Raw genomic sequence first — 19,866 nt, 5'->3', positions numbered from 1 at the left:
CGCAGGGGCAATCAGTTTGTCGCCCTTCCGGGCACTGCCCCTGTAACGGATAGACACATTCTCCCGGTCAATCCGCCTCTTCCCTAGTGCATTCCTCTTGAATGCTTGCCTGATCCTCTGGGGATGCAGGGTGATGGATAGGAAACGTCTCGCGCGCGGATTAGAGTTCGGTCAACAGGAGTGACCCGACATGATCCCGACCCCTCTGCCCCAGGAATCGCCTTTGGCATTGCACATCGACCCGCGCGTGAGCGCATCGGGTGACTTCGCCACGGCCATACCCGGCCTGACGCTGTTTCGTCGCGACCAGCCGGCGCCCCCCGTTGTGTGCATGATCGAACCCAGCCTGATTCTCGTGGGCCGCGGCGAAAAGCGCTTGTGGGTGGGTGGTGAGGGTTACAGCTATGACCCTTCGCGGTTTCTGGTCACCTCACTGGATCTACCCGCCAACTCCGAAGTGATGCTCGCCAGTCCCGAGCAGCCCTGTGTCGGCCTCGTGCTGAAGCTGGATGTCAGCATGCTCGCCGAGGTCAACACCAAGAGCGGCTTGCCGGCCAAGCGGCAGCCATCAACGGGTACGGGCGCCGCGATTGGCAGCCTGTCGTCTGCCCTGGAGGACGCGCTCGATCGACTGCTGGCGTTGCTGGATGAACCAGAAGCGATCCCGGTCCTCGCGCCGCTTATTCTGCGAGAAATCCACTATCGGTTGCTGCATACCGATCAAGGCGCACGGCTGCGGCAAATCACTGCCGTCGACGGTCAGGGTTATCGCATCGCCAAAGCCATTGATTGGCTCAAGGTCAACTACACCGATGCATTGCGCATCGACGATCTGGCCGCGCGCGTGCAAATGAGCACCCCGACCTTTCACCATCATTTCCGCCAGCTCACCGGCATGAGCCCACTGCAGTACCAGAAATGGCTGCGGCTCAACGAAGCCCGGCGGCTGATGCTGGTCGAGCACCTCGACGTATCGCGCGCAGCGTTTGCGGTCGGCTATGAAAGTCCTTCGCAGTTCAGTCGCGAATATGGCCGCCTGTTCGGCACCGCGCCGAGTCGTGACATTGCCCTTTTGCGTGGGCAGCCATTTGAGGCAGAAGCGCTCGGCAGCGTAGCGAACTGAACGGAAAACCAGCTTCACCGGTGATGCGCCTCGCCGCGTGTCACCGCTAATAACAATACACGTCAACCGATGATCAGCGGGTGAATCATGGAACTACGAATCAACCAGAAGACCTATCAGGTCGATGCCGACGCCGATACGCCCTTACTGTGGGTGATCCGCGATGATCTGGGCATGACCGGGACTAAGTACGGCTGCGGATTGGCGCAATGCGGCGCCTGCTCGGTGCTGGTGGACGGCAATGTGGTGCGCTCGTGCGTCACGCCGGTGGCGGGTGTGGTCGGCCGCGAGGTCACCACCATTGAGGCCATCGAAGCCGATGAAGTGGGCAAACGGGTGGTCTCGACCTGGGTGGATCTGCAGGTCGCCCAGTGCGGCTACTGCCAGTCCGGGCAGGTGATGGCTGCCACCGCGCTGCTCAAACAAAACCCCAAGCCGAGTGATGCGCAGATCGAGGCCGCGATGGTCAATCTGTGCCGCTGCGGTACTTACAACGCCATTCATGCCGCCGTGCATGAGCTTGCCGGCAAGGGAGAAGCGTGATGAACGTTCGTATTGACCCTTCACAGCAAGACTCAGCACTAGATCTGCACGAACCGATCAACGTTTCGCGCAGACGTTTTCTGACCGGTACCGCCGTCGGCGCACTGGTCCTCGGCTTCGGTCTGCCGCTCGGTGCGAAACGCGTGCAGGCTGCCGTTGCGGCGACGGCCGAGCGCGGCACACAGGTCCCGGCGTTCCTCGAGATCCGCCCGGACAACCGCGTGCGTCTGCTCTGCCCGTTCATGGAAGGCGGACAAGGGACGTTCACCGCAATGGCGCAGATCGTCGGTGAAGAACTGGATGCCGACCCGGCGACCTTTCTGGTCGAAGCGGCGCCGCCCGGCGAGGCTTACGTGGTCATGGAGAACGGCATGCGCATCACCGGCGGCAGTATGTCGGTGCGCATGAGTTACCCAGTCATGCGCCGCCTCGGTGCCCTCGCCCGCGCCATGCTGCTGCAGGCAGGCGCGCAACAGCTTGGGGTACCGGTGAGCGAGTTGAGCACCGAGCCTGGCAAAGTCGTGCATGCCAAATCCGGGCGCTCGTTGGCCTACGGTGAACTGGCCGAGCGCGCGATGGATCTGCCGGTTCCCGATCCGGCCTCTGTGAAGCTGCGTGATCCGAGCCAGTTCCGCTGGATCGGCAAACCGGTGAAGCGCGTCGATGCCTATGACAAGTCCACGGGCAAGGCGCTGTACAGCATCGATCTGAAGGTCGACGACATGCTGCATGCCGCCGTTCAACATGCCCCGCGCTTGGGGATGACCGTGGGCAACCTGCGCAACGAAGACCAGGTCAAGGCGATGAAAGGCGTGCATTCCGTGCATCGTCTGCCGGGTGCTGTGGCGGTGGTCGCCGAGCGCTGGTGGCACGCCAAACGTGCCGTCGAGGCGATCCAGGTCGACTGGCAAGAGCCAACGGCCGACAGCAAAGTGCGGCCGATGCCCGCCGACTTTTCCAGCGATGCCTGGTTCAAGCGCCTCGCTGAAGATAAAAGCCCCGCCAAAGATGATGAACATGAAGGCGATGTGGCTTCGATTCTCAAGGGGACCAAGACCCGGATCGACGCCACTTACCACAACCAATACCTGAACCACGGGCAGCTGGAGCCGCCTTCAGCACTGGCCCGATTCAATCCGGACGGCTCGCTGGAGGTCTGGCTGCCGAATCAGGCGCCGGACATGTTCCGTGCGGACATCGCCAAGCGCACAGGACTGGATCCGTCGCGCATTACCTTGCATTCGCCGCTGCTGGGCGGTTTCTTCGGCCGGCATTTCCTCTACGATTCGGCCAGTCCCTACCCTCAGGCAATCGCGCTGTCCAAAGCGGTTGGCCGCCCGGTCAAACTGATCTGGAGTCGCGAGGAAGAGTTCCTGCGCGACGTGCTCCGTCCCGTTGCCGCAGTGAATTTCCGTGCCGCACTGGACAACGACGGCTGGCCGCTGGCAATCGAAGCGATCAGTGCCACCGAAGGTCCTACCGAGGCGATCGCTGGCAAACAGGGTGAGAAGCTCGATCCGACGGCGCTCGAAGGGTTGTCCGGCAAATCCTACGCGATCCCCAACAAACGCATCGCGCAGATTTACGTCAAAGGCCCAGCGATGTTGGGTTACTGGCGCTCGGTGGGCAATTCGCTCAACGATTTCTTCTATGAATCGTTCCTCGATGAACTGGCCGACAAGGGCGGCAAGGACCCGTTCGACCTGCGCCTGCATTTGCTGCGCGACAACAAACGGCTGACCACCTTGCTGCAAGCCGTGGGTGAACTGTCGGGCGGCTGGAAACGTGGGCCGTTTACCGCCGAAGACGGCAGCCGACGTGCGCGCGGGGTGGCCATGGCTTCGCCGTTCGGTACGGAGACTGCGGTGATCGCCGAGGTGTCCATCGAGCATGGCCAAGTCAAGGTGCACGACATCTGGCAAGCGATTGATCCGGGCAGCATCGTCAATCCGGCGATTGTCGAGGCTCAGGTCAATGGCGCCGTGGCGTTGGGACTGTCGCAAACGCTGGTGGAGGAATCCGTGTGGGTGGATGGCAAGCCCCGGGCGCGCAACTACGACTTGTATCCGATCCTGCCGCCTGCGCGGATGGCACGGGTACACGTGCGTGTGGTCGAGAGCGGGGAAAAAATGGGTGGCATCGGTGAACCGCCGCTGCCCGCCGTCGCACCCGCTGTCGCTAACGCGGTGGCAAGGCTAACCGGTCAGCGGGTGCGCAGCCTGCCCATGAGCCGACACACCTTCACTTGATCAGCGCCGGAGCGTCCATGAATAACAGCCGATTCGCAAGAACCGCTGGCTGGCTGGCAGTGCCGTGCCTGGTCGCGGCAGGTCTGCTGGCCTGGTATGTCACCCGCGAGCCTGTCTCGCGCCTTGAAAACCTTCAGATCGCCGTGGCCGATATCGACCCGGTGCTGGTCGCCCGTGGCGAATACGTCGCTAGGCTCAGCGATTGTGTGGCGTGCCACAGCGTGCCGGGCGGCGCACCGTTCGCCGGTGGGCTGGAAATGGCCACACCGCTGGGCGCGATCCATGCGACCAATATCACCCCGGACACGGAAACCGGCATCGGCCACTACAGTCTGGCGGACTTCGACCGTGCCGTGCGCCACGGCGTGGCTCCCGACAGTCGCCGTTTATACCCGGCAATGCCCTACCCGTCCTACGCCAAGCTCAGTGATGACGACGTACGAGCGCTGTATGCGTTCTTCATGAAAGGCGTGGCACCGGTCAAACAGGCGAACATCCCAAGTGCGATTCCGTTTCCGCTGAACCTGCGCTGGCCGATTGCACTTTGGAACGGCGTGTTTGTCGACTCCGAGCCTTATGTGACCAAACCGTCGCAGGATGAACTGTGGAACCGTGGCGCTTACCTCGTTCAAGGCGCCGGACACTGTGGCAGTTGCCATACGCCGCGCAGCTTAGCGTTCAACGAGAAGGCACTGGATGAATCCGGTACGCCGTTCCTAGCCGGCGCCTTGCTCGATGGCTGGTATGCACCGAGCCTGCGCGATGACCACAACACCGGCCTGGGCCGTTGGAGCGAGCCGGAGATCGTGCAGTTCCTCAAGAACGGACGCAACAAACATGCGGTGGTCTACGGCTCGATGACCGAGGCGTTCAACAACTCCACGCAGTTCATGAGCGATGACGATCTGACGGCCATTGCCCACTACCTGAAGTCGCTACCCGGGGATCGCGAACGAGATGGCGCGCCGTGGCAGTATCTAGCGGTTTCGGCAGCGGAACGTCTGGACTCGCCGGGTGCTCATACCTACGTGACGCACTGTGCTTCGTGCCACGGTCTGGACGGCAAGGGTCAATCGGAATGGATGCCGCCGCTGGCGGGCGCCACCTCGGCATTGGCCAAGGAAAGCGCCTCGGCGATCAACATCACCCTGAATGGTTCGCAGCGTGTGGTGGCGGCCGGTGTGCCGGATGCCTATCGCATGCCGGCCTTCCGTGAGCAGTTGTCGGATCAGCAGATCGCCGGAGTGCTGACCTTCATGCGCAGCACCTGGGGCAATCAGGGCACTGCTGTTGATGCGCAGACGGTGGGCAAACTGCGTGAACACACTGATCCGCCCAGCAGCAGCCCGATTATCCTGCACATGCGCTAGAGGAGAGTCTGATGGAAAGCATCGACGTGCTGGTCTTGCGCACGGCGCGGGACTGGCTCGCCGCTGGCGAACGTGTGTTGCTCGCCACGGTGGCGCGCACCTGGGGTTCGTCACCGCGTCCGACGGGGTCGATGATGGCCTTGCGTGACGATGGTCGCGTGGTGGGCAGCGTGTCCGGCGGCTGCATTGAGGATGATCTGATCCATCGCTATACCACGGCCCATGGCGGTAGCGCTTTTAGCGACAGCGCACCGGCGGTGGTGCGCTATGGCGTCAGCGCCGATGAGGCGCATCGCTTCGGCTTGCCCTGCGGTGGCACGCTTGAACTGATCCTTGAGTTCAACCTGGCGTGGCAGTCACTCGACTCGTTGCTGGTGCAACTGGACGCCGGGCAACTGGTTCGGCGTCGCCTGGCGTTGGAGTCCGGTGAGATCATGCTCGAACCGACCGCGACTCCGGAACAATTCAGCTTCGATGGCGCGCAGATGCTCAATACCTTGGGGCCTGGCTATCGGATGCTGATGATCGGTGCCGGCGCGCTGGCCGAGTATTTGGCCACCATGGCGTTGTTCAACGGTTTCAAGGTGGCGGTGTGCGATCCGCGTCCCGAGTACATCGAGACCTGGGCGATAGATGGTGTGGAGCGCATCGTCGGCATGCCGGACGACGTGGTCCGCGACTTCGGGGTCGATCTGCGCACCTGCATCGTCGCCTTGAGCCATGACCCCAAACTCGACGATCTAGCCCTGCTCGAAGCGCTCCACGGCCCGGCGTTTTACATCGGCGCCATCGGCTCGCGGCGCAACAGCCAGCTGCGCCGCGAACGCCTGATCGAGCATTTTGGTGAGACCGAGGCGTCGCTTGAGCGCCTGCACGGGCCGATCGGCCTCTACATTGGCAGCAAGACGCCTGCAGAAATCGCCGTTAGCGTGATGGCCGAGATTCTTGCGGCCAAGAATGGTGCAAGCTTGCCGAGTGGGCTCAGCGTCGCCGAAGCAAAACATTCCATTGAGTCTGTGGCCTCCTCATCGTAGAGGGATGCTTGGTTACCGATGCCCAGTGCATATTTCTCAGCACTCCTGCAGCGCAAACCCATAGTCGTCACTGGAGACTTGAGCCGCTTCGTTGAGTCGCTGGCGTAGCGCAGCGGTTAGCTGCCGCTCCACCTCCCACGGATCCGACAAGGCAGCGAGCTGCGGTGCTAACTGCGGCGATAAGCTCATCAGCGATTGATTGAGCGCACGAGCCGTTTCATAGGCAGCCTTTTGCACGAAGCTGATTTCCACCAGTTCTCCCTGCGCCTTGCGAAACTCCATCTCGGCCATCCGCGCCAGGTAATGCTCGCGATGCGCTCGTGCTTTCTGAAAGTCTGGAGTCTGCCCATGAGCAGGATCAGCGGGCGGCGGCGCAGCCATGTTAGTCGGCTCGGATTGGGCTGAGACGTGGCTGTACACATCACGCTGAAGCCGCTCCTGTTGGTGACGAGCAGCAACAGCAGCTTTGCTCGGGTCGGCGGTGTCGCGGATTAACGCTTCGGTGGCCAGCACGTCGACTTGCTTGCCATTAGGAGACAGGACGAGTCGGCCGTTTTCCTTAAGCCAGGTGATGTAGCTCGGTGACCGTCCAATGTGCGCGGCGAAGGCGCTTTTGGACAGGTACGTGGTTGTGCTCATAAGCCCTCCTTTTCAGCGGCTTTTCGATGAATCCTTTCAAGATTTCAGTGGATTGAAATTTCAGTAACCCGGCGGGCCTCCCACTAACACGATCCCGCGGGTTTCCGACCCCGTGTCCTTTGGAAGTCCTCAGGGTCCCCGGCGCCTTTTCGGTGGCCTGGGCTGCAGATCCGCCTCGTTCGACTAGTAACTGTGGACGATCCGTCAGAGGGTGAGAAGTCATGGAAATGATTGCCGTGCGTTCCAGTGCGATGACCGCCGTTGGCTACGATCCTGCAACGAGACGAATGAGGATCCGCTTTGAACAAGGCCACTCCTACGACTTCTGCGGTGTTCCTTCAGCTGTGCACCAGGGCTTGATGATGGCGACATCCAAGGGCTCTTACTACAACCGGCACATACGCGATCGTTTTCAGTGCTGAGACGCGTCTTAATGGACATGCCTTGGTGCGATCACCTTCAGCTTTAACACCCCGAGCCACCCTTCCTACACAGAGGATGTGCAATGAGCTACACCGCAGAAGCTTTCAACGTGATGATTGCCTCACCAGGCGATGTAGCCTCCGAGCGCGCGATTGTGCGAGACGTCATTTATGAGTGGAACGCAGTTCATTCCAATACACGAAAGATCGTTTTGCTTCCCATTGGCTGGGAGTCTCACTCCTCTCCCGAAATGGGGAACTCCCCTCAAGCCATCATCAATGAGCAAATCCTAGAGAAATGCGACCTGCTGATAGGCGTGTTTTGGACGAGGATTGGTACGCCAACCGAAGACTATGCGAGTGGCACCGTCGAAGAGCTCGAAAAACACATCCAATCAGGCAAGCCAGCAATGCTGTATTTCTCATCTCAGCCAGTAGTGTTCGACTCCGTAGAGCTCGACCAAGCCGCAGCAGTTAAGAAATTCAGAACCGATTGCCAAAGTCGAGGGCTCTATCAGAGCTACGACAGTCTCGCGGATTTTCGAACAAAGCTTTATCGGCACCTACAGCTTAAGGTCAACGAGCATCCAATCTTCAACAAACTGGAAAGCCATAGCTCAAGTGAAATTTCTGAATCTCAAACGCAGATCCCGAAGCTGTCTGGTGAAGCTCAAATTTTGCTGAAGGAAGCCAGCCTGGATGCTCATGGGACGATCATTCATGTCGAATACATGGAAGGCACAGACGTACAAACAAACGGTAAGAATCTCGTCGCCGAAAAGAGAGACCGTCGAGAAGTAGCAAAATGGGAACAAGCGATTCTCGAGCTCACGAACGAAGGGCTTATCATCGGTCAGGGCTACAAAGGCGAGATCTATCAGGTCACAAATCTTGGTTACCAGATCGCAGATATGATTTCCCTTTAGCCAATCTCTTAGGAAAGACGGACATCCCTGCAAAGGCTTCAGCTAGAGAGAATCCGCGAGTTCGATAACCCGTGTAGGGGGCGGCCCTCGGGGAGGACCCGTAAAAATCGGCGCCCCGCCCGGCCCGCCTTGCTCATGCCTTCGGCTCGGCCTCGCTCAGGTCCAGGCGCTTGGCCATCCAGCGTTCGTACAAGCCAATGGCGACATCCGCGCCGGCCATTGCCGTCAGGCAACCCAGCGCGCCCGCTGTCCAGATCGACAGGCCCGCGCCGAACAGCAACATCATCGCTGACACGCCGCAGACGATGCAGGCACCGGACCGAAGTGCGAGGCGGCGCAGTAGTGCCCAGCCTCGTGCCCCGTCCTTGTCAGCGCGCCACATCTCGCCGGACACGCCGCCGACCAGGGACAGGGCAATCACCAACCAGATCGGCATCTCTGCCAGTGCCTGTTGCTCGTTCGTCATGGCCCTGCCCCTTAAACAAAAAGACCCGGCGCATTGGCCGGGTCAGGTGGTGGGTTGCCTGCCGCGCTTTGCGGTCGCACCCATCGAAGATGGCCCCTTTTTACAGGTCGATTCTGGTGGCAGCAAGACCGTTTTAATGCCATCCGGTGAATGTGTGGGTTACGCCCGGTGAACGGCTGGCGAATGGCGGTGAATATCTATCCCGGCTAGCTTTTGCTTTAGTGGCGTCCCATGCGTCCCACCTTCTCAAAACAAGGTGGGACGTCTGAAAGCCCCGCAGATTGGGGCTTTGCCCCACCGTCCTACTTTTATCTCTCTTTTCTCGTGTAAAGAGAGAAATTTAAAAAGCACGCGTGCGCGTAAACGCGCGTACCTGTACCCGCTACGCACACACGGGCGGGAGACATGAAAAAGGTGGGACGGTGGGACAGCCCAACAAGGACGCGGCCTGCGCCCGTCCCACCACTGCAAAAAGCGGTGGGACGGAGGCAGGCCGGTGGGACGGCGTGAGCCAGAGTAATGCCCACGATCAAGCCGCTTCCCCCAAGAGGAAGTGCTCGACCACGATGTGGGCGTCATGCAGGAGCTGATAGTAGATGTTGCGGGTGCAGCCACTTCGCGCCAGACGCGCAGCTAAAGGCGCATCGGGCTGGAAGTAATGCACCTGCACCACCGCCATCAGTTCAGGATCGAGGCGTTTCTTGACGATGCGCTCGATGTCCAGCGAGGCTTCCAGCGGCACCCTGCTCCCGCGCCTGCCGCGCACCAGCTGACCACCGCTTTCCATCATCATCGCAACCATGTTGCCGCCCGAGTAACCGGCGGCTACCTCGTCGCTGTGCAGCTCCTGCGCCCATTGTTTGAGGGCCATATCGATCGCCTTAATCATCGAAGCACGGCTCCTCGAACTCGTCCCTTTGCAGTGCAGGCGCCCTGCCCCAATGCTCCGGTTTCTTGTAGGCCCAAGGCCGCTGACCGCTCTTACTCAAGGCGCCCAACCGGAACCGTCGCCAGCCCAGCCGGTGCATGATCGCGCCGACGCGCATCTGCTCGGGTTTACCCCAGTGCCCGGGATCGAGTTTGAGTGCCTGACTCATCACCTCACTGCCGGTGGCGGTCTCACCGATCTGCGACTCCTCCAGCCAAGTCAGGATCGGCCCTTCCCATTCATCCACGACAAAACGCTGGTCCTGGGCTTCGGCGAACATCGGCGCTTCGTCCGGCGTTACCCACCAGAGGTCACCCGCCTCGTAACAAAACACCGCCTCGGCCCAGAGCTGATCACGGATCTCGCGCAGCAACGCCACGTCGACCTTGGTACAGGCCACCGGCCAATAGCGGCGGTTGCCGGTGGCGTCCTTGAGGTATTCGTCCTGGTTGGTGGTACCGACGAACACACACTGGCGTGGCACGTCCATGGTTCTGCGGCCGTAGCTCTCGCGGTAGGTGTCGGTCGAGGCGGAGAAGAATTGCTTGGCCTTGGTGCTCTCGGCCTTGTTGAAGCTGTCCAGCTCGCCCAGCTCGACGATCCACTTGCCACGAATCGCCTGAAAGCCATCCTTGTCGCCGAGGGCAAACGGCGTGTCCATGAACCACTCACCGCCGAGCACGCTCATCGCGGTCGACTTACCGGCGCCCTGCGCGCCTTCGAGGATCATCACCGAGTCGGCCTTGCAGCCGGGTTTCATCACCCGCGCCACGGCTGAGATCATCCAGCGCTTGCCGACCTTGGCGGTGTAGTCGCAAGCCGGCACACCCATCACGTCGGTGAGCCAGGCTTCGAGGCGTGGCACGCGGTCCCACTCCAGTTTTTTCAGGTACTCGCGCACCGGGTGAAACGCGTGGTCATGCGCCACCACGCTCACGGCCTCGATCACATGCGAGGACTTCACGCGCAGGTTGTACTGCTGCGCGAGCCACTTCATCACCCGCACGTCATCGATGTCGGCCCACTCACCGGTGCCGCCGCCGTAGGGCGCCGCACGCAGCTTGACGATCTTCGAACTGAAGGCGCTGTAGCTGATCACCCCCGCCCAGCGTTCATCGTGAGCCAGGATCAGTTCGACGTTCTGCATGTGCGCAATCAGGGCGCCGCTCTCGCTGCGGGCGAGCTGATCTTTCCAGCCACCGGCAGCCGGCGGGCGCACCACGGCCAGCACTTGACGACGCACCGCGTCGAGACCTTCGGCGACGTGCAGGTCGTTGAAGTCGGTCCACTTCTCGTGACGCTCGACCGAGAAGATCGGCGCGACCACCTGGGCACCGACGATCAGGGCAGCGTTGTTGGCCTTCTCCTCGCCCGGGTTCCAGGCATCGCCGTTGGGTTTGGTGGTCTTCCAGTCGTCATCGCGGCAGATGATCAGCGGGCAGCCGGCAAAGCGTTCGCGCATGGCCTTGCACACAGCGAGCAGGTTGCCGGCATCGAAGGCCACGGCCACGGCAAGCGACGTCGCCATGTGCAGGCTGGCGCCGGTGGCGTAACCCTCGCAGACCAGCACCGGTTCGCCCGGTTCCGGGTGCGGACCAAGCAGGTGAAAGGTGCCCTCCTTCGCCATGCCGTAAGGCCAATAGGATTTGTCGCGGCCGGTGTCTTCCTGCTTGTTTGGAAAGATCACCTGCAGGCCCATGATCTGATCGCGAGCGTTGTTCATCGGGACCAGCACGGCGCCGGTGCGCGGCGCGTAACGCACCTTGATGCCGACGATCTGTTTGCGGTCCAGGTAGTCGCTGCGTCCGGTGGTCGGCATGCGCTCGAACAAACCCTGCGCCCTCTTCGCGGCCCGCCGCGCAGCGTTGTTCGCGATTTCCGCGGCGCGGCGCTTGGCTTCTTCCTGACGGGCGCGCATCACTTCACGCTCTTCCGGCGACATGCGTCCGGCCTTGACCTTGATCTTCTGCGTCTCACCCGAACGCCAATCACCGAAAGCGCCGAAGATTAGGGTGTCGCCCTTCTCCGTGCGCTGCTCGTGGACCACGTACCAGCCGTTCTTTTCCTTGCCCTTGTCCTGCGATGTCTTGCAGCGGGTCAGCTTGCCGAACACCAGCGGCTGCGCCGGCTCCAGACCGTAATCGGCGAATTGCCCCAATACCTCATCGAGCATGCTAAATCCCCCGCTCAGAGAGGGACTGGCAACTGATGCACTGCGAGCAGCCCGGTGACGCCAGACGCCGTGCTTCCGGAATCGGATCGTCACAGGCTTCGCAGAACAGCAAAGAATGAGCAGCGCTTTCGGCCTTGGCAGCGTTGCGCGCGGCCATGGCCTGATCGATGCGTTCCTGCACCAGATCGTTGGCGAAATCAGCGATGTCAGCCACGGTCAGCACCTCGCGTCGTCTGGTTGACGTAGGTGGCGCGGTTGAACAACCCCAGCAGCCCTTGAATGCCCCGGAACACCTGCAGGCGAATCGCCGCCAGTTCCTGATCAGTCACCACACCGTCGCCGATGCTCTTGGCCCAGGTCTCGGCCAGATCTGCGACCTGGCGGAAGTATTCGGCGATACCCGTCGTGAGGGTCTCGGGCATGTCGTGGGTGTAGGTGTCGGCCAGCTCCTGCCAGACCGTGTCGCCGACCAGCGCATGCACCGCATCGAGAATGCGGCGGTCCTTGGTCAATTCGAGGATCTCACCAAACTCCTGGATGTTGATGGAGTGGCTCGGGTGAGTCGGCGACAGTTTGTGCTGCAAGGTGGTCGGGTTGCGACCAGTGGTAGCGGCGATGGCAGCAGCACCGCCCGGGTAATCGCGAGCGGAGTGGTACAGCGCTAAATCGAGCGGCAGGATTTCCCGCTGCGCCCGTTCCAAAGAACTAAGAGCAATACGGCTCATGGCATTAATCCTAAAAGTTGCCAGTGCCGCGCGACAGAAGTTGGTGATACATTTGCCGCGTGGTCTGGAGAGGCCCAAACGCCGGCTAGGTTCGTAAGACCAACACCGGCACCGTGCCGAGGCGAACAATCCGTTGTTCACCCCTGGCGCAACAGCTGCCAGCTCTGTGGTAAGAACGGCAGCAACACCAAGGCTTCCGAGCCTTGGACACGCGATGAAGGTCGGCGGCATGTGCTGTGCTCGCTTTCCGACATCGCGACCCGACAGCATTGTGGTGATGCTATCGGGAGAAACTGGGCGACCCTTGGGTCGCCTTTTTTCTATGCAGCTTGTATTTCGGCATCGGGTTCGGCTGGAAATATCTCTGGTAAATCCGGCCTAAGCTGGTGAGGTAGCAGCACCCCAGAAAGTGCTTTCGACAGAGGTCGAACCTGTGCAACCGGAATACCTCGTCGACGCCAATTAAAGAATCTCTGAGGGCTGATTTTGCACTCTCGCGAAAGCTGGGAAGGGCTTTTGCCAGAGGCCTCAGCAACCTGCAGTACCAAATCGAATATCTGAGCAGGTGTACTCATGACGTTACTCATACCAAACAAAATGAACGACAAGACCAAACAGTACGTTTGTTATCATCTGAATGCAAGCGCTGTAACATTCTGCTTATGAGCAAACAAACGCAAAACCTCAAAGGCCAACGCTTCCGTGAAGCACTCGAAGACTCCGGATTGACGGGTGCTCAGCTCGCTCGAATTCTCGATCTCGAGAACGACCAGAACGTCACAAACTGGAAAGCTAGGGGTGTCCCTGCGTATATGGTGGGCGAAGTTGCGCTGACACTGATCGTGGAGCGCGAATGGCTGGAAGGGAAAGATGCACCAATGCGAACCCAGAGCACTGAGCGAAACCCAATGCGCCCGGCTGCTAATGATTCGCCGCTTTACGTGTTGGAGCCAATGGCCCCTTGGGATTCAGAAACACCAATAGACAACGACGAGGTGGAGCTAAGGTTGTACAAGGAAGTGGAGTTATCCTCGGGCCCTGGAAAGGTTGCACGCACTGAGGTTCAGGAAATCGCTGGGCCGAAGCTTCGATTTTCACGAGCTACGATGAGGACCTGCGGAGTAGATCCTTCAAATGCTGTTTTTGCCACCAATAGCGGTAACAGTAACCACCCATTGATTCTTTCGGGAGCGACAGTCGGCATCGATACGGGAATGACACGAATCGTTGACGGCGAAATGTACGCGATCGATCACGACGGGCACTTTCGAATTAAGTTTCTTCAACGTACTGCCAACGGCATCAAGATGAGGAGCTTCAATTCAATGGAATACGCTGACGAGGACTACGACTTCGACCAGATCATGGCTCAACGCGTGGTAATTCTTGGCCGCATATTTTGGTGGTCGTCGATACGCCCATTGAAGGGCCCCTCCCTGATCTAACACCAAACAAAATGTGTTGACCAAAAACCAAACAGATTGTTTACTTGCCTCACTCTCCAACCACAGTGAGGCATCACCATGCGCGCCACCGCATCCCTACATGTCCATCCGGCATGCGTCAGCAATCGCAAACTGATCGAACAGCTGCAGCTCGCCACGGGCTGCCTGGTCGTGATCCATAACAGCAAGCCCAAGCTTGTTGCCAAGTCCTGCCAGCCCTCTCGTATCGATCCGAACGGTGGAGGGCACGCTGCATGATCAAGTACAAGATCGACAACCGCACCCTGCAGTTGCTCAACGCCCAGGTCAACCTGACCGAAACCTTCAACCACGTCCTGCGAACAGCGCCCAAGCGTGAGTGCCTGGCGTTTCGTCTGAAGGCTGAACGCGGGACGGTGGAGAGCACTTTCGTCGTCGAGCTGGGCAACGAACGCCACACGCTGACCCTGCAGAACGACAAGAAGATGCACCTCAAACTGGCCGACTTCATCGAAGAGATTGCCAACGGTCCGCTCGACCCGAGCAGCACCAGCGATGTGGTGCACCGACCTCATGCAGATCGTCAATACGGTCGCTTTGAAGTCCAGGCCAAGCAGCGCGTGTTCGAACTGGTGCAAACCGGCGGCGTACTGAGCCTTGACATGGGCTTCGACCTTCCCCTGCACGTGGCGCTGCATCGCACCCACACACGTTCAGGTGTCACCGCCATCCTGAGCATAGGCAACAAAAGCCCAAACACGCGATGCTTCACCGTGTACGGCTCCAATGCCGAGATCTACGGCAAGGTCACCGAGTCCATCAACCATCTCGCGACAGCGGCAACCCCTTCCGCTCACGCTGCTTGAGGGAGGCACCATGGAACGCACCCTCGCTCAAGCCGCGACTCAGCTCGGCCTGACCCGGACCCAGCTGATTGCTCTCATGCAGGAAAATGATCTGCTCAACGATCATCGATTGCCGGCCTACCCCGCCCGTGACCGCGAGTACCTGCGGATCAAGGACGGCCAGTGGTTTCATGAGAAATACGGCCTGCAGTACACCCAGTCGACCAAGGTCAGACAAGCCGGCATCCGCTGGCTGGCCGACCAGTTGGACATCGATCTTCCTGCCATCCCGGCAGATCGCCGTGACGTGGCCTAGAGAGTACGCCCGCCAGATCATCGCCATGCGGACACGTGAGGAGCGCAACGCCGCGCTTCTCGAGGTGCCCGAACATCTGCGCGAGCTGACCAGACGCCACTGCCTGAATGCCTGGAACCACCCGGCACGAAAACAACGCAAGGAGGCTCAACAAGGCCATGAGTAACACAGCACAGAATCCGCTTCGCCTGCATCCGGCACCCGAATCGGCCACCGTCGAACTGCTCTATCGCATCTTCGGTGATGTCCTGATCCCGCTGGAGAAAGTACGCGAACAGTACTTTCGTAACCTCAACGAGCAGTCGTTCGTGACGGAGATTAACAGCGGCCGCATCCAGCTTCCCATCACCACGCTGGACACCAGCCGCAAGGCCCTCAAATACGCCCACATCCGGCACGTCGCCTCGCTGATCGACATCCGCGCCTACAAAGCTGACGAGAGCATGCAACGCCAACAGGGCGAACCCATACACGTAGAAGCGAATTTAGAAAGGGATAAACATGGAAATTCATAGCGAAACTCTTGCCGAGGACGAGCTGGTCGCAATCACCGGATATCAACGACCTTCATTACAGCTGGACTGGCTCAATCGAAATGGCTGGAAATACGTACTTACTGGTGCAAGACGACCCGTTGTTGGCCGCGTGTACGCCCGAATGAAACTGTCCGGTGTGAAGCCTTCATCTGACAATATTGCGGCTGAAGCCTGGTCGCTAGATCTCTCACGCGTGGGGTGAAAATGCGACCAAGAAAGGCTGCAAATCGGGATCTGCCACCTCGAATGATCAGGCGGGTTAGGTCAATGAAAAACGGCTCACAGTGGGTCGGGTACTACTACGACGGGAGAGATGACCAGGGGAAGAGGAAGGAAATTCCGTTGGGTAGCGACTTTGATGTCGCCAAGGCGGAATGGGCGAAACTCGATTGCAAGCCAATTCCGCAAAAGAACACCCTTCTGGGAAAAGTTTTCGACCGATACGAAGCCGAGATCATTCCGGCGAAAAAGCCTAGAACCCAAAAGGACAACTTGCTTTCGCTGACGCAACTCAGGAAAGCATTCAGTGAAGCGCCGATCAATGCGGTGACACCACAGGTGATAGCCCAGTACCGCGACAAACGGACCGGAAAGGTGCGGGCAAATCGCGAGATCTCACTGCTCTCGCATATCTATAACATCGCCAGGGAATGGGGTATCACTGACAAGGAAAACCCAGCCTCCGGTGTGCGCAAGAACAAAGAGACACCACGTGACTTTTACGCCGATGCCACGATCTGGAATGCCGTCTACGGTGTTGCCGTGCCAGAACTCAAAGACGCCATGGACCTGGCCTATCTTACTGGCCAACGCCCTGCTGATGTTCTATCCATGCGCGCTACGGATGTCACCGACAGCTTTCTGCAGGTTGCCCAGGGCAAGACCTCGAAAAAGCTTCGCATCCGGCTCGATGCCGGCGAGATCATTAACGGTTTGGGTGAGCTAATAGAAAAGCTGCTCACACAGCGGAAGGTGCGCGCAGTGCGAAACCCGTACTTGATCATTACAGAGGACGGTCGCCGCGTTACCGCACCAATGCTTCGCCTACGGTTCGACGATGCGCGCAATGTTGCTATCGCGAAAGCTCTAGAGGACGAAGATGCGCAACTCGCTTCAAGCATCCGACAGTTCCAGTTCAGGGATATCCGGCCGAAGGCAGCCAGTGAGATTGACGATCTTGGTCATGCCAGCCGACTGCTTGGGCATACTGATAAGCGCATAACAGAAACAGTTTATCGACGCGTCGGCGAGATCGTGAAACCCACACGATGAACCTAACATAATCGGTAAATTCGTTCACGAGCGCTCTTAACCGCTCACCTAAAACTGAGAGCTGCCCTACGCGACGTGCAGCTCTCGGCCAAAAGCGGACGCTTGGAGCGCCCGACGATTGGGGATTAGTCGTGTTTTACCAGGTTAAGTGCCGGTAATGGCCCTCCAGGGAACTGCGCCAGTCGCCCTTCGCTTAGGCCTCCCAGATCGATGCCAGCGAAGCCCAGTTGCTCAATTAACGCCCCCACATTGACCTTAGCCTCGACATCCTCACCGGAATAGAACAGAACGCGCCGACCACCTTCGGCCTGCGGATCGCCGCTCAGCAGCGTCGGTGCAAGGTGGTTAAAGGCTTTGACCAAGCGCGCTCCAGGTAGCATCCGTGCAACCACTTCGCTCGAACTCTGGCCGCCCAGATCGAAGGGCCGGAAGGTTGGCGCCTCGATGGGATTGTTGGTGTCGACCACGATGCGCCCATTCCAAGGAGGCAGGTTTTCTAGCGCGGCGGGAATTTTCGACCAGTTCACCGCGAGAAAGACGATGTCTGCCTGGGCGGCTTGCTCCCGGCTTACCGGTATGACCATCGGCCCCAGTTCGTCGGCCAGACTCCGCATGCTCTCCGGCCCACGGCTGTTGGCGATTGCGACCTCGATACCTGCCTTGCTCAGGGCGCGTGCGATGGCACTGCCTATGGCACCAGCGCCGATGACTCCAATCTTCATGTCCGTCTCTCCTCAGGCCGTGAAACCACCATCTACCAGCAGCTCGGCGCCGCTGACGAAGGCCGCCTCTGGGCTGGCCAGCCAGGCAACGGCAGCGGCGATGTCGCGGCCCTCGCCGTAGCGGCCAACGGCAATATTCGGGCGAACGAAATCGGCCACAGGGCCGTCCGCCGGGTTCATGTCGCTGTCAGTTGGGCCGGGGTGCACGGTGTTGACCGTGATGCCGCGTGGGCCGAGGTCGCGCACCAGCCCGCGACTGAAGCCGGCCAAGGCGCCCTTAGTTAGGGTGTAGGCTGAGGCGGTGGCAAAGGCAGCGTACTGCACCATGGAACTGCCGATATGGATGATGCGCCCGCCGCGCCCCATGTGTTTGAGCGCCTCCTGAGTGGCGACAAACACTCCGGTCACATTCACCGCGAGAATGCGCTGGAAGTCCTCGAAGGCGATCTCCTCTGGGGCGCCGAGTACGCTGATGCCAGCGTTGTTAACCAGAATATCCAGCCGACCGAAAGTGCTGGCGACCTGCTGTACCGCATCGCGCACTGCCTGCGGGTCGCCGGCATCGGCGGCAATCGCCACCGCCGTGCCGCCGGCGGCTACTATCTCGCTGACTAGCGTTTTGGCCTTGTCCGGCGATGCGTTGTATGTGATGGCGACACTGGCTCCGTCTGCGGCCAGGCGTTTTGCGATGGCGGCGCCGATGCTGCGCGATCCGCCGGTAATCAGGGCGACCTGGCCGTTCAGGGGAAGGTTGACGTTGTTCATGATGCAGACCTCGTGTGGGTGGTAGGTGTGCTCATGAAACGCCTTTCGCTTTCCACGCAGTAGCAGGTAATGACTAGAATTACCTTCAACTAATGATTGAAGGTTAGGCTATGGAAACCTTGGCAAATTTGGAATCCTTCGTACGCAGCGCCGAGTGCGGAAGCTTCTCCGCAGCCGCACGTCGTCTGGGCCTGACGCCGGCGGCCATCAGTCGCAATGTTGCTCAGCTGGAAACCAATCTCGGCGTACGCCTGTTCCAACGCAGCACCCGGCGTCTGACCCTGACCGAAGCCGGCGAGCGCTTTCTCGTGAATGTCGGCGGCGGGCTGGAAAGCATCCAGGCGGCGATTGCCGATCTCACCAGTAGCGCCGGTGCCCCGGCTGGGCTGCTGCGCCTGTCGGCGGCTCCGGCCTTTGGGCGCGACTATCTGCTACCGCTGATGCCTGAGTTTCTAGCCCGCTACCCGGCAGTCACGCCGGAATGGCATTTCGACAACCGCCAAGTAGAGCTGATCACCGATGGTTTTGATGCAGCAATTGGCGGCGGCATCGAATTGACGCCCGGCGTGGTGGCGCGCGAACTGGCGCCAGCGCATCTGATACTGGTGGCGTCACCGGATTATTTGGCCGGGCGGCCAGCACCACGTCGGCCAGAGCAGCTAGCCAAGCTCGAACACTTGGGAATGCGGTCTGCTCAGAGCGGTAAGGTACGCAGCTGGATGCTGCAGAGCCCCAAGGGCGAGCGAGCGCCGCTGGAGTTACGCCCGAGGATGCTAGTAAACGATCCTCAAGCCCTATGTCAGAGCGCGTTACTCGGGCTGGGCGTGGCCCTGCTTGCCGTACCTGATGTGCTGGCGCATCTGCAAAGCGGTGCGCTGCGACGTGTCTTACCGGACTGGTATGTCGATGCCGGCCCTATCTCGCTCTACTTTGCCAGTCAGAAGCTGTTACCGGCCAAGACACGGTCGTTCATTGATCACCTGGTCGAGCATTCTCGCGATCAGCAATGGGGTAAGCGCTTCGATGCGAGAAATGGGGCTGTGAGCTAATGTCCGCTCCTGGCCGTTTCCTGCCTTTCACGACTGACCAGGTTGGCTGCAAAAATCCCACTTCAGATGAAAGTCGCTTTCCATCAAGCGCAGTCTCTCGATTGCAGCTATGAAATGTAGGGCGATCATGAGCCCACTCAGAACTCCAAATAACCGGCCAAATTCGTTTCCGCAAGTAAGCTGCCACCCCTTGATTTCAGAGGCCTCCAGAGCGTTAATGAATACTGCTTAGCGGAAACGACTACAACTTAAGGTATTGAAATATAAGGATTAATCTTTGGACTTGAAAACCGTCGACTGTAACAGGTCCATGAGTTCGAATCCCATCGCCTCCGCCAT

Annotated in this window: 23 protein-coding genes; 15 read left to right on the top strand and 8 right to left on the bottom strand. The window is 59.8% G+C overall.

Features of this window, described 5'->3' with window-relative positions:
- The first annotated feature begins 190 nt into the window (after window positions 1–190).
- The 5 genes from HCU66_RS23550 (at window position 191) to HCU66_RS23530 (ending at window position 6,319) form a co-directional block, all read left to right on the top strand.
- On the top strand, window positions 191–1,123 hold the full coding sequence (locus HCU66_RS23550) for an AraC family transcriptional regulator (RefSeq protein ID WP_205890822.1): 933 nt from the start codon (window positions 191–193) through the stop codon (window positions 1,121–1,123).
- Between the two features lie 87 nt (window positions 1,124–1,210).
- The gene (locus tag HCU66_RS23545) at window positions 1,211–1,666 is read left to right on the top strand and encodes a (2Fe-2S)-binding protein (RefSeq protein ID WP_205890821.1); all 456 of its coding nucleotides are present in this window, start codon (window positions 1,211–1,213) and stop codon (window positions 1,664–1,666) included.
- Window positions 1,666–3,915: a xanthine dehydrogenase family protein molybdopterin-binding subunit gene (locus HCU66_RS23540; RefSeq protein WP_205890820.1), complete on the top strand. Its 2,250-nt coding sequence runs from the start codon at window positions 1,666–1,668 to the stop codon at window positions 3,913–3,915. The genes HCU66_RS23545 and HCU66_RS23540 overlap by 1 nt, the downstream gene beginning before the upstream one ends.
- 17 nt (window positions 3,916–3,932) lie before the next feature.
- Entirely contained in the window at window positions 3,933–5,285 is a 1,353-nt protein-coding gene (locus tag HCU66_RS23535) for a c-type cytochrome (RefSeq protein ID WP_205890819.1), read from the top strand.
- 11 nt (window positions 5,286–5,296) lie between these two features.
- Window positions 5,297–6,319: an XdhC family protein gene (locus HCU66_RS23530; protein ID WP_205890818.1), complete on the top strand. Its 1,023-nt coding sequence runs from the start codon at window positions 5,297–5,299 to the stop codon at window positions 6,317–6,319.
- Window positions 6,320–6,355: 36 nt separating this feature from the next.
- Here HCU66_RS23530 and HCU66_RS23525 read toward each other — a convergent pair whose 3' ends face one another.
- A complete protein-coding gene (locus tag HCU66_RS23525; protein WP_205890817.1) occupies window positions 6,356–6,958 on the bottom strand; it encodes a terminase small subunit in 603 nt (200 codons plus the stop codon).
- 221 nt (window positions 6,959–7,179) lie between these two features.
- Between HCU66_RS23525 and HCU66_RS23520 the strand changes: the two genes are divergently transcribed.
- Together HCU66_RS23520 and HCU66_RS23515 are read left to right on the top strand one after the other, a co-directional pair.
- The gene (locus HCU66_RS23520) at window positions 7,180–7,380 is read left to right on the top strand and encodes a KTSC domain-containing protein (protein WP_205890816.1); all 201 of its coding nucleotides are present in this window, start codon (window positions 7,180–7,182) and stop codon (window positions 7,378–7,380) included.
- 83 nt (window positions 7,381–7,463) lie between these two features.
- Window positions 7,464–8,306, top strand: a complete 843-nt coding sequence (locus HCU66_RS23515) for a DUF4062 domain-containing protein (RefSeq protein WP_205890815.1) — start codon at window positions 7,464–7,466, stop codon at window positions 8,304–8,306.
- 133 nt (window positions 8,307–8,439) lie between these two features.
- Here HCU66_RS23515 and HCU66_RS23510 read toward each other — a convergent pair whose 3' ends face one another.
- The 5 genes from HCU66_RS23510 to HCU66_RS23490 all read right to left on the bottom strand — a co-directional run bounded on the left by HCU66_RS23510 (window position 8,440) and on the right by HCU66_RS23490 (window position 12,598).
- Window positions 8,440–8,772, bottom strand: a complete 333-nt coding sequence (locus HCU66_RS23510; RefSeq protein WP_025112487.1) for a phage holin family protein — start codon at window positions 8,770–8,772, stop codon at window positions 8,440–8,442.
- A gap of 529 nt (window positions 8,773–9,301) precedes the next feature.
- Window positions 9,302–9,661, bottom strand: a complete 360-nt coding sequence (locus HCU66_RS23505; RefSeq protein WP_205890814.1) for a PA0613 family protein — start codon at window positions 9,659–9,661, stop codon at window positions 9,302–9,304.
- Window positions 9,654–11,873 carry a VapE domain-containing protein gene (locus HCU66_RS23500; RefSeq protein ID WP_205890813.1) on the bottom strand — a complete coding sequence of 740 codons (2,220 nt, stop codon included), beginning with the start codon at window positions 11,871–11,873 and terminating at the stop codon, window positions 9,654–9,656. Before HCU66_RS23500 ends, HCU66_RS23505 begins: the two co-directional genes overlap by 8 nt.
- A 1-nt stretch (window position 11,874) precedes the next feature.
- Window positions 11,875–12,087, bottom strand: coding sequence for a TraR/DksA C4-type zinc finger protein (locus tag HCU66_RS23495; RefSeq protein ID WP_205890812.1), 213 nt, complete (start codon window positions 12,085–12,087; stop codon window positions 11,875–11,877).
- Window positions 12,080–12,598, bottom strand: a complete 519-nt coding sequence (locus HCU66_RS23490; RefSeq protein WP_205890811.1) for a phage regulatory CII family protein — start codon at window positions 12,596–12,598, stop codon at window positions 12,080–12,082. Before HCU66_RS23490 ends, HCU66_RS23495 begins: the two co-directional genes overlap by 8 nt.
- 662 nt (window positions 12,599–13,260) lie before the next feature.
- On the opposite strand from HCU66_RS23490, the gene HCU66_RS23480 reads away from it, so the two are divergent.
- The 7 genes from HCU66_RS23480 (at window position 13,261) to HCU66_RS23450 (ending at window position 16,991) form a co-directional block, all read left to right on the top strand.
- Window positions 13,261–14,043 (top strand): S24 family peptidase, encoded by a 783-nt coding sequence (locus HCU66_RS23480; protein WP_205890809.1) that lies wholly within the window; start codon window positions 13,261–13,263, stop codon window positions 14,041–14,043.
- A 78-nt stretch (window positions 14,044–14,121) separates the two neighbouring features.
- Window positions 14,122–14,301, top strand: a complete 180-nt coding sequence (locus HCU66_RS23475; protein ID WP_205890808.1) for a hypothetical protein — start codon at window positions 14,122–14,124, stop codon at window positions 14,299–14,301.
- A complete protein-coding gene (locus HCU66_RS23470; RefSeq protein ID WP_205890807.1) occupies window positions 14,298–14,888 on the top strand; it encodes a hypothetical protein in 591 nt (196 codons plus the stop codon). Before HCU66_RS23475 ends, HCU66_RS23470 begins: the two co-directional genes overlap by 4 nt.
- Before the next feature lie 10 nt (window positions 14,889–14,898).
- Window positions 14,899–15,183: a phage antirepressor KilAC domain-containing protein gene (locus HCU66_RS23465; RefSeq protein WP_205890806.1), complete on the top strand. Its 285-nt coding sequence runs from the start codon at window positions 14,899–14,901 to the stop codon at window positions 15,181–15,183.
- 158 nt (window positions 15,184–15,341) lie between these two features.
- On the top strand, window positions 15,342–15,698 hold the full coding sequence (locus tag HCU66_RS23460; RefSeq protein ID WP_205890805.1) for a pyocin activator PrtN family protein: 357 nt from the start codon (window positions 15,342–15,344) through the stop codon (window positions 15,696–15,698).
- Window positions 15,685–15,921, top strand: a complete 237-nt coding sequence (locus tag HCU66_RS23455) for a DUF4224 domain-containing protein (RefSeq protein WP_116254740.1) — start codon at window positions 15,685–15,687, stop codon at window positions 15,919–15,921. Before HCU66_RS23460 ends, HCU66_RS23455 begins: the two co-directional genes overlap by 14 nt.
- 2 nt (window positions 15,922–15,923) lie before the next feature.
- Window positions 15,924–16,991: a tyrosine-type recombinase/integrase gene (locus tag HCU66_RS23450; RefSeq protein ID WP_205890804.1), complete on the top strand. Its 1,068-nt coding sequence runs from the start codon at window positions 15,924–15,926 to the stop codon at window positions 16,989–16,991.
- A gap of 125 nt (window positions 16,992–17,116) precedes the next feature.
- On the opposite strand, the gene HCU66_RS23445 is transcribed toward HCU66_RS23450, so the two are convergent.
- The gene (locus HCU66_RS23445; protein ID WP_205890803.1) at window positions 17,117–17,713 is read right to left on the bottom strand and encodes an NADPH-dependent F420 reductase; all 597 of its coding nucleotides are present in this window, start codon (window positions 17,711–17,713) and stop codon (window positions 17,117–17,119) included.
- 12 nt (window positions 17,714–17,725) lie between these two features.
- On the bottom strand, window positions 17,726–18,478 hold the full coding sequence (locus tag HCU66_RS23440) for a 3-oxoacyl-ACP reductase family protein (RefSeq protein WP_205890802.1): 753 nt from the start codon (window positions 18,476–18,478) through the stop codon (window positions 17,726–17,728).
- A gap of 110 nt (window positions 18,479–18,588) precedes the next feature.
- Here HCU66_RS23440 and HCU66_RS23435 point away from each other — a divergent pair, with 110 nt between their 5' ends.
- The gene (locus HCU66_RS23435) at window positions 18,589–19,527 is read left to right on the top strand and encodes a LysR family transcriptional regulator (RefSeq protein WP_205890801.1); all 939 of its coding nucleotides are present in this window, start codon (window positions 18,589–18,591) and stop codon (window positions 19,525–19,527) included.
- The last annotated feature ends 339 nt before the right edge of the window (window positions 19,528–19,866 follow it).

The sequence above is a fragment of the Pseudomonas frederiksbergensis genome (assembly GCF_017114915.1).
GTDB classification, from domain to species: Bacteria; Pseudomonadota; Gammaproteobacteria; order Pseudomonadales; family Pseudomonadaceae; genus Aquipseudomonas; species Aquipseudomonas frederiksbergensis_I.
Note: the sequence above shows the minus strand (reverse complement) of the source record. Positions and strands in the feature narration are given on the sequence as shown.

Bases quoted from the DNA above. Each gene is read 5' to 3' on its own strand.
- HCU66_RS23550 (WP_205890822.1), top strand. From the start codon at position 191: ATGATCCCGACCCCTCTGCCCCAGGAATCGCCTTTGGCATTGCACATC.
- HCU66_RS23545 (WP_205890821.1), top strand. From the start codon at position 1,211: ATGGAACTACGAATCAACCAGAAGACCTATCAGGTCGATGCCGACGCC.
- HCU66_RS23540 (WP_205890820.1), top strand. From the start codon at position 1,666: ATGAACGTTCGTATTGACCCTTCACAGCAAGACTCAGCACTAGATCTG.
- HCU66_RS23535 (WP_205890819.1), top strand. From the start codon at position 3,933: ATGAATAACAGCCGATTCGCAAGAACCGCTGGCTGGCTGGCAGTGCCG.
- HCU66_RS23530 (WP_205890818.1), top strand. From the start codon at position 5,297: ATGGAAAGCATCGACGTGCTGGTCTTGCGCACGGCGCGGGACTGGCTC.
- HCU66_RS23525 (WP_205890817.1), bottom strand. From the start codon at position 6,958: ATGAGCACAACCACGTACCTGTCCAAAAGCGCCTTCGCCGCGCACATT.
- HCU66_RS23520 (WP_205890816.1), top strand. From the start codon at position 7,180: ATGGAAATGATTGCCGTGCGTTCCAGTGCGATGACCGCCGTTGGCTAC.
- HCU66_RS23515 (WP_205890815.1), top strand. From the start codon at position 7,464: ATGAGCTACACCGCAGAAGCTTTCAACGTGATGATTGCCTCACCAGGC.
- HCU66_RS23510 (WP_025112487.1), bottom strand. From the start codon at position 8,772: ATGACGAACGAGCAACAGGCACTGGCAGAGATGCCGATCTGGTTGGTG.
- HCU66_RS23505 (WP_205890814.1), bottom strand. From the start codon at position 9,661: ATGATTAAGGCGATCGATATGGCCCTCAAACAATGGGCGCAGGAGCTG.
- HCU66_RS23500 (WP_205890813.1), bottom strand. From the start codon at position 11,873: ATGCTCGATGAGGTATTGGGGCAATTCGCCGATTACGGTCTGGAGCCG.
- HCU66_RS23490 (WP_205890811.1), bottom strand. From the start codon at position 12,598: ATGAGCCGTATTGCTCTTAGTTCTTTGGAACGGGCGCAGCGGGAAATC.
- HCU66_RS23480 (WP_205890809.1), top strand. From the start codon at position 13,261: ATGAGCAAACAAACGCAAAACCTCAAAGGCCAACGCTTCCGTGAAGCA.
- HCU66_RS23475 (WP_205890808.1), top strand. From the start codon at position 14,122: ATGCGCGCCACCGCATCCCTACATGTCCATCCGGCATGCGTCAGCAAT.
- HCU66_RS23470 (WP_205890807.1), top strand. From the start codon at position 14,298: ATGATCAAGTACAAGATCGACAACCGCACCCTGCAGTTGCTCAACGCC.
- HCU66_RS23465 (WP_205890806.1), top strand. From the start codon at position 14,899: ATGGAACGCACCCTCGCTCAAGCCGCGACTCAGCTCGGCCTGACCCGG.
- HCU66_RS23460 (WP_205890805.1), top strand. From the start codon at position 15,342: ATGAGTAACACAGCACAGAATCCGCTTCGCCTGCATCCGGCACCCGAA.
- HCU66_RS23455 (WP_116254740.1), top strand. From the start codon at position 15,685: ATGGAAATTCATAGCGAAACTCTTGCCGAGGACGAGCTGGTCGCAATC.
- HCU66_RS23450 (WP_205890804.1), top strand. From the start codon at position 15,924: ATGCGACCAAGAAAGGCTGCAAATCGGGATCTGCCACCTCGAATGATC.
- HCU66_RS23445 (WP_205890803.1), bottom strand. From the start codon at position 17,713: ATGAAGATTGGAGTCATCGGCGCTGGTGCCATAGGCAGTGCCATCGCA.
- HCU66_RS23440 (WP_205890802.1), bottom strand. From the start codon at position 18,478: ATGAACAACGTCAACCTTCCCCTGAACGGCCAGGTCGCCCTGATTACC.
- HCU66_RS23435 (WP_205890801.1), top strand. From the start codon at position 18,589: ATGGAAACCTTGGCAAATTTGGAATCCTTCGTACGCAGCGCCGAGTGC.